Annotated in this window: 12 protein-coding genes; 6 read left to right on the top strand and 6 right to left on the bottom strand. The window is 64.1% G+C overall.

The window, feature by feature from the left end:
- Positions 1-6: 6 nt before the first annotated feature.
- The 6 genes from OC450_RS19460 to OC450_RS19435 all read right to left on the bottom strand — a co-directional run bounded on the left by OC450_RS19460 (position 7) and on the right by OC450_RS19435 (position 6411).
- Positions 7-993 carry a sugar kinase gene (locus OC450_RS19460; protein WP_211383435.1) on the bottom strand — a complete coding sequence of 329 codons (987 nt, stop codon included), beginning with the start codon at positions 991-993 and terminating at the stop codon, positions 7-9.
- Positions 994-1016: 23 nt separating this feature from the next.
- Positions 1017-2003: a D-erythronate dehydrogenase gene (gene denD, locus OC450_RS19455; RefSeq protein WP_211383434.1), complete on the bottom strand. Its 987-nt coding sequence runs from the start codon at positions 2001-2003 to the stop codon at positions 1017-1019.
- 79 nt (positions 2004-2082) lie between these two features.
- Positions 2083-2958, bottom strand: a complete 876-nt coding sequence (locus OC450_RS19450; RefSeq protein ID WP_211383433.1) for a carbohydrate ABC transporter permease — start codon at positions 2956-2958, stop codon at positions 2083-2085.
- 2 nt (positions 2959-2960) lie between these two features.
- On the bottom strand, positions 2961-3908 hold the full coding sequence (locus OC450_RS19445; RefSeq protein WP_211383432.1) for a carbohydrate ABC transporter permease: 948 nt from the start codon (positions 3906-3908) through the stop codon (positions 2961-2963).
- Between the two features lie 67 nt (positions 3909-3975).
- A complete protein-coding gene (locus OC450_RS19440; protein ID WP_211383431.1) occupies positions 3976-5289 on the bottom strand; it encodes an ABC transporter substrate-binding protein in 1314 nt (437 codons plus the stop codon).
- A 60-nt stretch (positions 5290-5349) separates the two neighbouring features.
- Positions 5350-6411 (bottom strand): ABC transporter ATP-binding protein, encoded by a 1062-nt coding sequence (locus OC450_RS19435; RefSeq protein WP_211383430.1) that lies wholly within the window; start codon positions 6409-6411, stop codon positions 5350-5352.
- Positions 6412-6613: 202 nt separating this feature from the next.
- Here OC450_RS19435 and OC450_RS19430 point away from each other — a divergent pair, with 202 nt between their 5' ends.
- From OC450_RS19430 to OC450_RS19405, 6 genes are all read left to right on the top strand, one after another.
- Complete coding sequence (locus tag OC450_RS19430) at positions 6614-7714, top strand: LacI family DNA-binding transcriptional regulator (RefSeq protein WP_211383429.1); 1101 nt, start codon at positions 6614-6616, stop codon at positions 7712-7714.
- A gap of 137 nt (positions 7715-7851) precedes the next feature.
- The gene (locus OC450_RS19425) at positions 7852-9681 is read left to right on the top strand and encodes an IlvD/Edd family dehydratase (RefSeq protein WP_211383428.1); all 1830 of its coding nucleotides are present in this window, start codon (positions 7852-7854) and stop codon (positions 9679-9681) included.
- Positions 9682-9819: 138 nt separating this feature from the next.
- Entirely contained in the window at positions 9820-10551 is a 732-nt protein-coding gene (locus OC450_RS19420) for an SDR family oxidoreductase (RefSeq protein ID WP_256806779.1), read from the top strand.
- A gap of 18 nt (positions 10552-10569) precedes the next feature.
- Positions 10570-11316, top strand: coding sequence for an SDR family NAD(P)-dependent oxidoreductase (locus tag OC450_RS19415; RefSeq protein WP_211383426.1), 747 nt, complete (start codon positions 10570-10572; stop codon positions 11314-11316).
- A 26-nt stretch (positions 11317-11342) separates the two neighbouring features.
- Positions 11343-12500, top strand: coding sequence for a serine hydrolase domain-containing protein (locus tag OC450_RS19410; protein ID WP_256806780.1), 1158 nt, complete (start codon positions 11343-11345; stop codon positions 12498-12500).
- Positions 12497-12889, top strand: a complete 393-nt coding sequence (locus OC450_RS19405) for a GFA family protein (protein WP_211383424.1) — start codon at positions 12497-12499, stop codon at positions 12887-12889. Before OC450_RS19410 ends, OC450_RS19405 begins: the two co-directional genes overlap by 4 nt.
- The last annotated feature ends 143 nt before the right edge of the window (positions 12890-13032 follow it).

Genomic DNA, 13032 nt, shown 5'->3' with positions numbered 1-13032 from the left:
ACTTCTTCACTTGGTCGCCTGACGCGTGGGTGCCGGCCGGTGCCGTTTCTTCGGCGGCATGGCATAGCCCGGAATGATGGCGCCGGGATAGCAGATCACGAGGCTGGCGAGGCGATGGCCGGCCTGGGCCGCCTCGACCGGATCGGAACCGGCGAGCCGGGCGGCGATATAGGCCGCGGCAAAGCTGTCGCCGGCCGCCGTGGTGTCGGCCACGGGCCTCGTCATGGGCTCGGCGTGCACCTCGCTCGTGCCGCCGGGGAAGCGCAGCAGGCTGACGGGCTCGGCGAGGCGGAACACCAGCTCGGGCGTCGGGATGCGCGCCATAAGTTGCTCGGGGCTCTCGCCGGGATAGAGCGCGAGCAGGTCTTCCGTCGAGGTCAGCACGATGTCGGCAGCCGCGAAGGCCGCGGCAAACACCTCGCGCGCGACATCGCGATCGGGCCAGCCGCGCGCGCGGAAATTGGTGTCGAACACGAAGCGCGTGCCGAGCAGGCGTGCGCGCTTGATCGCCGCGAACAGGCGCTCGCGCCCGGCCGCGTCGTAGATCGAGAGCGTGATCGCGGAGAGATAGGTGATGTCGTAGCTCATCAGCGAGTTGAGGAGCTCGTCGGTCTCCGGCAGGTTCATCAGAAGGCGCGCCGCCGCGCTGTCGCGCCAGTGGAAGAACTGGCGCTCGCCCTTTGCATCGAGCTGTATCATGTAGAGGCCGGGCAGCTTGCCCGGCAACCGCACGACGCGGCGGGTGCCGACGCCCTCGGCGGTCCAGGCCGCGATCATCTCATCGCTCAAGGCGTCATCGCCGAGGGCGGTGAGATAATCGACCTTGACCTCGAGCCGCGCCAGATAGACCGCGGTGTTGAGGGTATCGCCCCCGAAGCCGCGCGAATACAGCCCGCCGCCCTGCCCCTGCCCGCCGGACTGGCCGGCGGAATGTCCTCCCTGGGCCTGCCGGAGCTCGACCATGCATTCGCCGATGCAAGCAACGCTCGCCATCACTTTACCCGCTCAGCCGGAGATCAGGCGACGAAATTGCCGCCGAGCTCGTCTTCGATGTGAATGCGGATGATGTCGTCGAAGGTTTTCTCGGCGGTGGTGAAGCCGAGCTCGAGCGACCGCTTTGCATTGAAATTGCGCGGCCAGCCGCCGACGATGCCGACGATGAACGGATCCGGCTCGCGCTTGATGCGGGCAGCGACCTTGTCGCCGGCGACCCGTTTCAGCGCCGCGATCTGCTCACCGACCGTGGCCGACAGGCCCGGCATGGTCAGGTTGCGGCGCGGGCCGACCGTGGCAAGATCCATGGTGCCGGCATGGAGCAGGAAGCCGACGGCGGAGCGCGGCGTGGCGTGCCAGTGGCGGACGTCCTCGGAGACCGGCAGCACGACCTCCTTGCCGGCCAGCGGCTCGCGCAGGATGTTGGAGAAGAAGCCCGATGCCGCCTTGTTGGGCAGGCCGGGCCGGATGCAGATGGTCGGCAGGCGGATGCCGATGCCGTCGAGGAAGCCGCGGCGCGAATAGTCGGCGAGCAGCAATTCGCCAATCGCCTTCTGGGTGCCGTAGCTGAGCAGTGGCGTGTGGAAGAACTCGTCGCCGATGGCGTCCGGGAACGGCGCGCCGAACACCGCGATCGAGGACGTGAACACCACGCGCGGCTTGTAACCGCCGCCGGCGAGCCTGACGGCATCGAGCAGCATCCGCGTGCCATCGAGATTGATACGGTAGCCTTTGTCGAAGTCGAGTTCGGCTTCGCCGGAGACGATGGCAGCCAGATGAAAGATCACGTCGGGACGGCCGGCGATCAACTTTTCGGCGGCGCCGGGGACGGCGAAATCGCCCGACACGGTCTCGACGGCAAAGCCAGCCTTTTCCGGCTTCTTCGGCTCGACCACGTCATGCATGGTCAGCTTGGTGATCTCGCTCTTGCCGAGCCGGCCGTCGCGCAGCAGCCGTTCACAGAGTTTGCGGCCGACCATGCCGGCGGCGCCCAGAACCAGAATGTGCAAGAGCCTACTCCTTCTTATTGGCCGGAGCGCGCCGCCCTTGGCAGTTCGTCCTGGCGTGCTCTCAAGGCAGGCCCCGCGATCATTCCTTCACGGCGCCGGTCATCGCCGACACATAGTACTCTACGAAGAAGGAATAAAGGATAACTACGGGGACCGAGCCGGTCAGGGCCGCGGCCATCAGCGCGCCCCAATGGTAGACGTCGCCATTGACGAGCTCGGTGATCGCGCCGACGGGGATGGTCTTGTTCTCGGACGAGGAGATGAAGGTCAGCGCGTAGATGAACTCGTTCCATGACAACGTAAAGGCGAAGATGCCCGCCGAGATCACCCCCGGCAGCGACAGGGGCAGCGTGATCTTGGTCAGGATCTGGAGCCGCGTCGCCCCGTCGATCAGCGCACACTCCTCCAGCTCATAGGGGATGGTGCGGAAATAGCCCATCAGCAGCCAGGTGCAGAACGGGATCAGGAAGGTCGGATAGGTCAGGATCAGCGCCAGATTGCCGTCGAACAGGCCGACCTGGAATACGATCGTCGCCAGCGGAATGAACAGGATCGACGGCGGCACCAGGTAACCGAGGAAGATCGCCAGACCGACGTAGCGCGACCCCTTGTAGCGCAGCCGCTCGATCGCATAGGCCGCGCAGACGCTGGCGAACAGCGAGATGCAGGTCGAGGACACCGAGACGATCACGGTGTTCCACATCCATTGCGGATAGTCGGTTTCGATGAACAGCTTCTTGATGTGCTCAAGCGTCGGATGCACGATCCAGAAAGGATTGTACTTCTCGTAGTCGTACATCTCCGCGTCCGGCTTGAACGTCGCGATCGCCATCCAATAGAACGGGAACAGCAGGAAAACCATGATCAGGCCGAGCGGAAGATAGACGCGGAGAAACCTCCGCGGCAGGCTTTCCAAATAGGACATTCCGACCGTTTGGTCGTCTGCGGTGCTCATGATCAGTCCCTTCCGCCCTGCTGCCAGCGGGAGCGCTGAAGTCCGAAGAAGCTCAACAGGATCGCCGCCACCAGGAACGGGATCATCGCATTCGAGATCGCCGCCCCCTCGCCGAGATTGCCGCCGGTGATCGCGCGCTGGAACGACAGCGTCGCCATCAGATGCGTGGCATTGATCGGCCCGCCGCGCGTGATGGTGTAGATGAGCTGGAAGTCGGTGAAGGTCATCAGCACCGAGAACGTCATCACCACCGCGATGATCGGCGACAGCATCGGCAGCGTGATGTGGCGGAAGCGCTGCAAATTGGTGGCGCCGTCGAGATTGGCGGCCTCATAAAGCGAGGGCGAGATGGTCTGGAGCCCGGCAAGCAGCGTGATCGCGACGAAGGGTACGCCGCGCCAGATGTTGGCGACAACCACCGACCAGCGCGCATTCCAGGGATCTCCGAGGAAGTCGATGTAATGCGTGATCAGGCCCGCCTTGATCAGCACCCAGGAGATGATCGAGAACTGGCTGTCGTAGATCCACCAGAACGCGATCGCCGAGAGCACCGTCGGTACCACGAAGGGCAGCAGCACGATTGCCCTGACGATCGACTTGAAAGGCAGCCGCTCGTTGAGCAGCAGCGCCAGGTAAAGTCCGATGGCGAATTTCACGATGCTGGCGGCCACCGTGTAGAAGATGGTGTTGAACACCGACAGCCAGAACACGGAGTCCTTGGCCAGCGAGACGAAGTTTCCGAAGCCGATGAAGCGCCCGACCCCGCCGATCTTGGTATCGGTCATGCCGAGCCAGAGCCCCAGCGCCAGCGGGTAAGCCAGAAACAGCACGAGGATAGCGATAGCCGGCACCATGAACATCGCGCCGAGAAAGTTCCGGCTCTCGAATGCTCTGGTCCACAGGCTGCTGCGCTTGACTTGGGCGACGCCATGCTCGGCCATAACTGCCATCTCGGACTCCTCTCACCGAACGAAGACGGCGGCGTCCAGCGAACTGGACGCCGCCGTCTGTGGCTGATCAGACCTGGTAGTAGCGCTTGGCTCGCTCGGCGGCCCGCGCCGCAGCTTCCTTCGGCGTGACCGAACCGGTCGCCGCTTCAGCGAACATATCAACCACGACGAAGTCGCCCATGACGGCGGCCGAGGCGTAGCCGAGATCGCCGGCATAGCCGTTGTCGCGGCAACGCTTCAGGCAGTCGCGATACGGCGTGATCTTGGGATCGGAGGTCCAGACCGGATTGTCGTTGTAGGCCGGCAGCGGCGGCGAGACATAGCCGTTGGAGGCGACTTCCCAAGCGTCGTAGTTCTCCTTGTCCATCATGAACTTGATGAATTCCTTGACCGCCTTCGGATACTTCGAGTGCTTGTAGCCGTAGTAGACGAGCACGTTCTGCTGCTCGGTCGGCACGCCCACCGGCCCGATCGGCATCGGCGCGTGGTCCATGTCCTTGGCGATCTCTTGCTGCTTCGGATCGGGGGAGTTCTTGCCGACCGTCCAGATCGAGATGCCGTTCAGGGTCAGACTGAGTTCGCCGTTGAGGAACGCCTTGTTGTTATTCGAGTCGTTCCATGACAGCACACCCGGGATAAACGTCGCATAGAGCTGCTTGACGTATTCGAGCGCCGCAATGGTCTCCGGCGAGTCGATCACGACCTCGTTCTTGTCGTTGACGACCTTGCCGCCGAACGCCCATAGCGCCCACTGGCACCAGCCGTTGGCATCGCCGGTGGCATGGCCGAGCGCGAAGCCGGCCGGCGTGTTGTTCTTCTTCAACGCCTGGCAGAGCTTGAGGAAGCCGTCGGTATCCTTCGGGAATTGCTCGAAGCCTGCAGCCTTCATGTGGCTGATGCGGTAGTTCAGGCAGCCGCCGGTCGCGCCCTGGGGAATGGCGATCCAGCTGTTGCCCTTCTTGCCGTAACGCTCGGCAACCGGATACCAGCCGCCATATTTGGCGCCGAGATAGTCGGCGACGTCAGTCATCTCGATCAGCTTTTCCGGGAACTTGAAGGGATCGTCGAGCGTGCCGATGATCAGATCGGGACCAGCGCCGACATTGGCGGCAACCGCGGCCTTCGGCCGGATGTCATCCCAGCTCTCGGCTTCAAGCTTCACCTTGACGCCGGTCTTCTCGGAGAACTTCTTGGTCTGCTCGGCGAACTTGTCGTACTCGGCCTGGATGAACTGCTTCCAGCGCAGCACGCGAATGGAGGCATTCGGCTCCGGCGTGTTGGTCCACTCCGCAGCGCGGACCGGGACGATGCCCGGGCCGGCGAGCAAGGCTGCGCCGCCCAGGCCGGCTTTAAGCACACTTCTCCTGTCGAAATTGCTCATCGTTCTCTCCCTGAATTTTTATGTTTGTATTTGGTCGTTCTTTTAAGTCGCTACACGTCGCTACATGCGCTTGCCTGTCGTCTCGTCGAACAGGTGAACCAGCGACGGGTCGGGCTTCAGCTTGACCTTGTCGCCCGGATTGAACTGGTGACGCTCGCGGAACACCGCGACGACCTGCTCGCCGCCCACCTTGGCGAACACCTGCGTCTCGGAGCCCGTCGGCTCGACCACGATGATCTCGGCATCGGCGCCGTCGTCGGCGATGGTGAAATGCTCGGGCCGCACGCCATAGACGACAGGGCGACCGTCGGACGCCGCCGGCGCGTTCAGGAGCGGCAGCTTGACGCCGTTCGGACCCTCGAAAGTCGCAACGCCGTTGACGCGCACATGACCCTTGAGGAAGTTCATCGCGGGCGAACCGATGAAGCCGGCGACGAACTGGTTCTCGGGCTTGTCGTAGAGCTCGAGCGGGGTGCCCATCTGCTCGACGATGCCGTCATGCATGACGACGATCTTGTCGGCCATGGTCATGGCCTCGATCTGGTCGTGGGTGACGTAGACCGTCGTGGTCTTCAGCCGCTGGTGCAGCTCCTTGATCTCGGTGCGCATCGCGACGCGCAGCTTGGCGTCGAGGTTCGACAGCGGCTCGTCGAACAAGAACACCTGCGGATCGCGCACGATGGCGCGGCCCATCGCGACGCGCTGGCGCTGGCCGCCGGAAAGCTGGCGCGGATAGCGCTCGAGCAGCGGCGACAGCGCTAGGATCTCGGCGGCGCGCTTGACGCGCTTGTTGATCTCGTCGGAGCCCGCGTTGCGCAGCTTCAGCGAGAAACCCATGTTCTCGCCGACGGTCATGTGCGGATAGAGCGCGTAGTTCTGGAACACCATCGCAATATCCCGCTCCTTGGGCTGGATATTGTTGACGACGCGGTCGCCGATCGAGATCGTGCCGGAGGTGATGTTCTCGAGGCCTGCGAGCATGCGCAGAAGCGTCGACTTGCCGCAGCCGGAGGGGCCAACCAGGACGACGAACTGGCCGTCCTCGATCGGAATCGAGACGCCGTGCAGGACTTCAAAATTGCCGAACGATTTCCGCACGTCGCGGATTTGCACAGACGACATCTAGCTCCCTCCTCGAAAGTCCACGACGCCTTTCGCGCCGCGACCGTCTTGTTTTTTCAGACTTCACCGATCGAAGCCCGATCTTAGCGGGCGACATTGTCGGCAGTTTGTGCGGTTTTGGCAATTTGTCTTTGGTTAGTCTGTGCTGGTAGCGCTGTCAACGTTCCTTTGTTTGCGGGAGTGAGTGTGTTATGAGCAACAAATGGGTCGAAAGCGCACCAAGTCAGGCAAAATCCGGCTGGCGGAAGTCGCCGAGCTTGCCGGCGTCAGCCCGATCACGGCGTCCCGTTTCTTCCGCAATCCCGAGGCGCTGTCGGTCGCCAAGCGGACGCGGGTCGAGAGCGCGGCCAAGGAGCTCGGCTATGTGCCGAACCTGGCGGCACGCGCGCTGGCCTCGCAACGCACCGAGGTGATCGGTGTCTTGATTCCGTCACTGACCAACAACGTGTTTTCCGACGTGCTGCGCGGCATCTATGACGCTTCCGAAGGCAGCCCGTACTCGATCCAGCTGTCCAACACACGTTACAGCATTCTCCAGGAAGAAAAGCTGCTGCGCCTGTTTCTTGCGCAGAAGCCGGCCGGGCTGATCGTCACCGGCATCGACCAGACCGCGGAATCCCGCGCGATGCTGGAGGCCGCCGATTGCCCGATCGTGCAGATCATGGAGATCGGGCCTGATCCGGTCGACATGATGATCGGCTTTTCACACTACGATGCAGCGCGCGCGGCGATTGCGCATTTGTTCGCGCAAGGCCACCGCAAGATCGGCTTCGTCGGCGCGCGGATGGATCCGCGGGTGCAGCGGCGGCTGGACGGATATGTCGCGGCCATGAAGGACGCGGGACTGTTCGAACAGCGCCTCGTCGTCACGACTTCGACACCGACCTCGGTGACGCTCGGCGGCGCCCTGTTCACCGATCTCTTGGCGCGGGCGCCCGGCATCGACGCGGTGTTCTGCGCCAATGACGACCTTGCGCTCGGTGTGCTGTTCGAATGCAGGCGCCGGGACATAGCGGTGCCCGAACAGATCGCGATCGTCGGCTTCAACGATCTGGAATTCATGGCATCCGCCGTCCCGACCCTCACCAGCGTACGCACCAACCGCTACGAGATGGGCAGAACGTCCGCCACCATGCTGATCGATGCGATCGAGGGACGGCGTCCCGAGCAGCCGGTGCTCGACCTCGGCTTCAAGGTGATCGAACGGCAAAGCTCGTCATCACGGCGCGCGGACAGCAAGCCGGCCGCGTCCGGAACGGGTGCGGCGAACAAAATGGTAGCGTTACCAAGTAGCCATGACTAGTATCGGATTTGTGAGGAATCGACCCGCCACCGGGCAGGCAGACCATCGCTCGCGCCGTTGGGCATCGCACAAGCCGACACCATAAAACGGACGTCAGTAAAACGGACGTCAGTGCGTTTGCATTGCAGGAGAAACCAATGACAAAAAAGCCAACCAATGGGCATGCCCCCGCCGGCAACGGCGCTCGCCGCCACCTTCGCTCGCAGGAATGGTTCAACAACCCGCATAATCCGGGCATGACCGCGCTCTATATGGAGCGCTATCTGAACTACGGCCTGACCCGAACCGAGCTCCAGTCCGGCAAGCCGATCATCGGCATCGCCCAGACCGGCAACGACCTCTCCCCCTGCAACCGCCACCATATCGAGCTGGCGCACCGCGTCCGCGAAGGCATCCGCGAGGCCGGCGGCATCGCGATGGAATTCCCGACCCATCCGATCCAGGAGACCGGCAAGCGCCCGACCGCGGCGCTCGACCGCAATCTCGCCTATCTCGGCCTGGTCGAGATCCTCTACGGCTATCCGCTCGACGGCGTCGTGCTGACCACCGGCTGCGACAAGACCACGCCGGCCTGCATGATGGCGGCGGCCACCGTCAACCTGCCCGCGATCGTGCTGTCGGGCGGCCCGATGCTGAACGGCTGGCACAATGGCGAGCGCACCGGCTCGGGCACCATCGTCTGGAAGTCGCGCGAGCGCCTCGCCGCCGGCGAGATCGACTACGAAGAGTTCATGGAGATCGTCGCGTCTTCGGCGCCCTCGGTCGGCCATTGCAACACCATGGGCACCGCCTCGACCATGAACGGGCTTGCCGAAGCGCTCGGCTTTTCGCTGCCGGGCTGCGCGGCGATCCCCGCGCCCTACCGCGAACGCGGCCAGATCGCCTATGAGACCGGCAAGCGCGCCGTCGAGATGGTCTGGGAAGACCTCAAGCCGTCGGACATCCTGACCCGCAAGGCGTTCGAGAACTGCATCGTCATCAACTCGGCGATCGGCGGCTCGACCAATGCGCCGATCCACATCAATGCGCTGGCCCGCCACATCGGTGTCGAGCTGTCGATCGACGACTGGCAGAAATTCGGCCACGACGTGCCGCTGCTGGTCAACATGCAGCCGGCCGGCTTCTATCTCGGCGAGGAATTCCACCGCGCCGGCGGCGTGCCGGCGGTGGTGCGCGAGTTGATGAAGCACAAGCGCATCCATGAGGACGCGGTCACCGTCAACGGCCGCGGCATCGGCGAGAACTGCGCCGATGCGCCGAAGCCCGACAACGACGTGATCTGGGCTTACGACAAGCCGCTGGTGAAAGACGCCGGCTTCCTGGTGCTGAAGGGCAATCTGTTCGATTCCGCGATCATGAAGACCAGCGTGATCTCCAAGGAATTCCGCGACCGCTATCTCAACAACCCGAAGGACCTCAACGCCTTCGAAGGCCGCGCCGTCGTGTTCGAGGGTCCCGAGGATTACCACGAGCGGATCGACGATCCCGCGCTCGAGATCGACGAGCGCTGCGTGCTGTTCATCCGCGGCACCGGGCCGATCGGCTATCCCGGCGGCGCCGAGGTCGTGAACATGCAGCCGCCGGCGGCGCTGATCAAACGCGGCATCCTGTCCCTGCCCTGCATCGGCGACGGACGCCAGTCCGGCACTTCCGGTTCGCCCTCAATCCTGAACGCTTCGCCGGAAGCCGCCGCCAATGGCGGGCTTGCGATCCTCAGGAACGGCGACAAGGTGCGCATCGACCTCAACAAGGGCAGCGCCAACATTCTCATCTCCGACGACGAGGTGAAGAAGCGCCACGCCGAGCTCAAGGCCAGTGGCGGCTTCAAGCATCCGCCGAATCAGACGCCGTGGCAGGAGCTTTATCGCAACACCGTCGGCCAGCAGTCGACCGGCGCCTGCATGGAGCTCGCCACGCGCTACCAGAACGTCGCCGGCACGTTTGGCGTGGCGCGGGATAATCACTAGCACTGTCATTCCGGGGCGCGACGAAGTCGCGAGCCCGGAATCCATCTAGCCATCGAATCCGTCGCATAATGGATTCCGGGCTCGCGCCAAGAGGCGCGCCCCGGATTGACGGCAAGAAATTCAGAGGAGAAAAACAAAATGGCAGACCGCCTCAAGGGAAAACGCGCCGTCGTCACGGCTGCAGCCGCCGGCATCGGGCGCGCATGCGCGATCGCATTCGCGCGTGAAGGCGCCACCGTCATCGCCACCGACATCAACGAGAGCGGCATCGCGAGCCTTGCCAGGGAAGGCATCGCCGAGACGGCAAAACTCGACGTCCGCAACACCGCCGACGTCAACGCCTTCGCCAAGCGCATCGGCAAGGTCGACATCCTGCTCAACGCGGCAGGCTTCGTGCATCACGGCACGATCCTGGAGTGCTCGGAAGAGGATTTTGATTTCTCGTTCGACCTCAACGTCAAGTCGATGCACCGGACCATCCGGGCATTCCTGCCGGACATGCTCGCGGGCGGCGGCGGCAGCATCGTCAACATCTCGTCCTGCGCCGCGCTGCGGCCGCCGGCCAACCGTTACGTCTACAGCGCGTCCAAGGCCGCGGTGTCACTGCTGACGCGCGCGGTCGCGCTCGACTTCATCACCAAGGGCATCCGCTGCAACAGCATCTGCCCGGGCACCGTCGAGACGCCCTCGATGCTCGACCGCGCCGCCGCGCAGGGGCCGCAAGGCAAGGAGATGTTCGTCTCCCGCCAGAAGATGGGCCGGCTCGGCACCGCCGACGAGATCGCGTCCATGGCGGTCTATCTCGGCAGTGACGAAAGCGCCTTCACCACCGGCGTCGACCTCGTCGTCGACGGCGGCTACATGCTCTGACGGTCAAGGGCTCATCGCATGAACAAGATCGATCTCGACGGCCGCGTCGCCATCGTCACCGGCGGCGCGCAGGGCTTTGGTCGCGCCATCACCCAGCGCTTCGTCGCCTCAGGCGCCAAGGTCGCGATCTGGGACTTCGACTCTGCTCTCGCCGAGAAGACCGCCAAGGAGATCGGCGACAATGTCCGCGTCTTCAAGGTCGACGTCACCGACACCGCAGCCGTCGAGCAGGCCCGCGATGCGACGCTGGCCGCCTTCGGCAAGATCGACATACTGGTCAACAATGCCGGCATCGCCGGCGTCAACAAGCCGGTCTGGGAGACCGATCTCGAGGAGTGGCGGAAAGTCCTGCGCATCAACCTCGACGGCCCCTTCATCTGCTGCAAGGCGATCGTGCCCACAATGCTCAAGCAGAAATACGGGCGCATCGTGAACATCGCCTCGATCGCCGGCAAGGAGGGCAATCCGAACGCCTCGCACTATTCGGCGTCCAAGGCCGGCCTGATCGCGCTGACGAAATCGCTCGGCAAGGAGCTCGCTGCACATGACATTCTGGTGAATGCGGTGACGCCGGCGGCGGCAAAGACCGCGATCTTCGACCAGATGACGCAGCAGCACATCGACTTCATGCTGTCGAAGATTCCCAAAGGCCGCTTTGTTCTGGTGGAAGAGCTCGCCGCGATGGCGGCCTGGCTCGCATCCGAAGATTGTGCCTTCTCCACCGGCGCGGTGTTTGATATTTCCGGGGGACGGGCGACGTACTGAGGCAGTACCGCCCGCAGGGGCGGACCATGCGGCTTGAGCGTCGGGATTTCGTGAAGCTCGCAGCGGGCGCAGCCGCGCTGCCGCTGCTGTCGTCGACGACGCTCGCGCAACTGACGCCCACCCCGCCGAGCATCCGTCCGCCCTCGCCGGCCGAGCGCGGCGCCATGGCTCGGCTCGCGCACAGCTTCATGGACAGATACGGCGTGCCGGCGCTGTCCGTTGCGATCGGCTATGCCGGCACTGTTGTCCATGAGGACGCCTTCGGTCTTGCAGATACCGAGCGGAACGAGGCCGTGACGCCGCGGCAGCTGTTCCGGATCGCCAGCGTCAGCAAGATGATCACCTCGGTCACGATCTTCCGCCTGATCGAGGAGAACCGCCTCAAGCTGACGGATCGCGTGTTCGGCCCGGGCGCGCTGCTCGGCACCGATTGCGGACAGCCGCCCTACTCCGCCGGCATCGACCAGATCACGCTCGAGCATCTCTTGACCCACACCGCCGGCGGCTGGAGCAACGACAACCGTGATCCCATGTTCACCCATCCGCGGATGGACCATGCCGAGCTGATCGCCTGGACGCTCGCCAACCGGCCGCTGGAGCGGACGCCGGGCCAGCATTACGCCTATTCCAATTTCGGCTACTGCGTGCTCGGCCGCGTGATCGAGAAGCTCACCGGCCAGCCCTATGCCGAGCATGTCCGCACCGACGTGCTTGCACGCTGCGGCGTCACCGACATGACGATTGCGGGCAACACCCGCGACCAGCGCCAGGCCGGCGAAGTCGTCTATTACGGTCAGGGCGAAAATCCCTACGGCATGAACGTCCGGCGGATGGATTCCCATGGCGGCTGGATGGCGACGCCGACCGACCTCGTGCAGTTCCTGATGCATGTGGACGGCTATTCTCGGCCGTCGAACATCCTGCGGCCGCGCACCATAGAGGTCATGACCACCGCGCCCAGCTACAGCCCGGACTATGCCAAGGGTTTTTGCGTCAACAAATTCGGCAATTGGTGGCACAATGGCAGCCTGCCGGGCACGAGCACGATTGCCGTGCGCACCCATGGCGGCTTCTGCTGGGCCGCCCTCACCAACACAAGGCGCGGGAATTCCAACATGGATGGCGATCTCGACAACCTCAACTGGAGCATGGCGCGTCAGGTCGCCGAGTGGCGGGTCGCATGATCCGGGAAGGTGGATGCCTGTGCGGCGCGGTGCGGTTCAAAGCGGAGGGCGAGCCGCTCAACGTCCGCATCTGCCATTGCCGCATGTGCCAGAAGGCGATGGGATCGCCCTATTTCGCCCGCGCGCAGTTCGACCAGCGCGCGCTGACGGTCGAGGGCGATACCGGGCGCTATGCGTCGTCCGAGAACATCGACCGCGTGTTCTGCAAGCGCTGCGGCACGCGCCTGTTCTCCTGGCGGCGCAACGGCACGCTGGCGGGCGTTGCGCTCACGACCTTCGACGACCGCAACGCCTTTGCGCCGACCGAGCACATCTGGGTCTCGGAAAAGCTCGCCTGGCTGAAGCTCGACGACGGCCTGACGCAATACCCGGGGACGATCCCGACATAGCTCGCCCCGGCGGGATCGGCAGGCCCGACCGATCATCTGCAGCGTGGCATTTCGGACCTGGCCGCCCTATCTTGAGGTGAAGCGTTGCTGCACCACCGGTTTGGCTGGGACGGCTAACAAGGCCGCGGGCAAACCGGGACGGA

The organism is Bradyrhizobium sp. Bra78 (genome assembly GCF_024519855.1).
Taxonomy (GTDB): Bacteria; Pseudomonadota; Alphaproteobacteria; order Rhizobiales; family Xanthobacteraceae; genus Bradyrhizobium; species Bradyrhizobium japonicum_G.
Note: the sequence above shows the minus strand (reverse complement) of the source record. Positions and strands in the feature narration are given on the sequence as shown.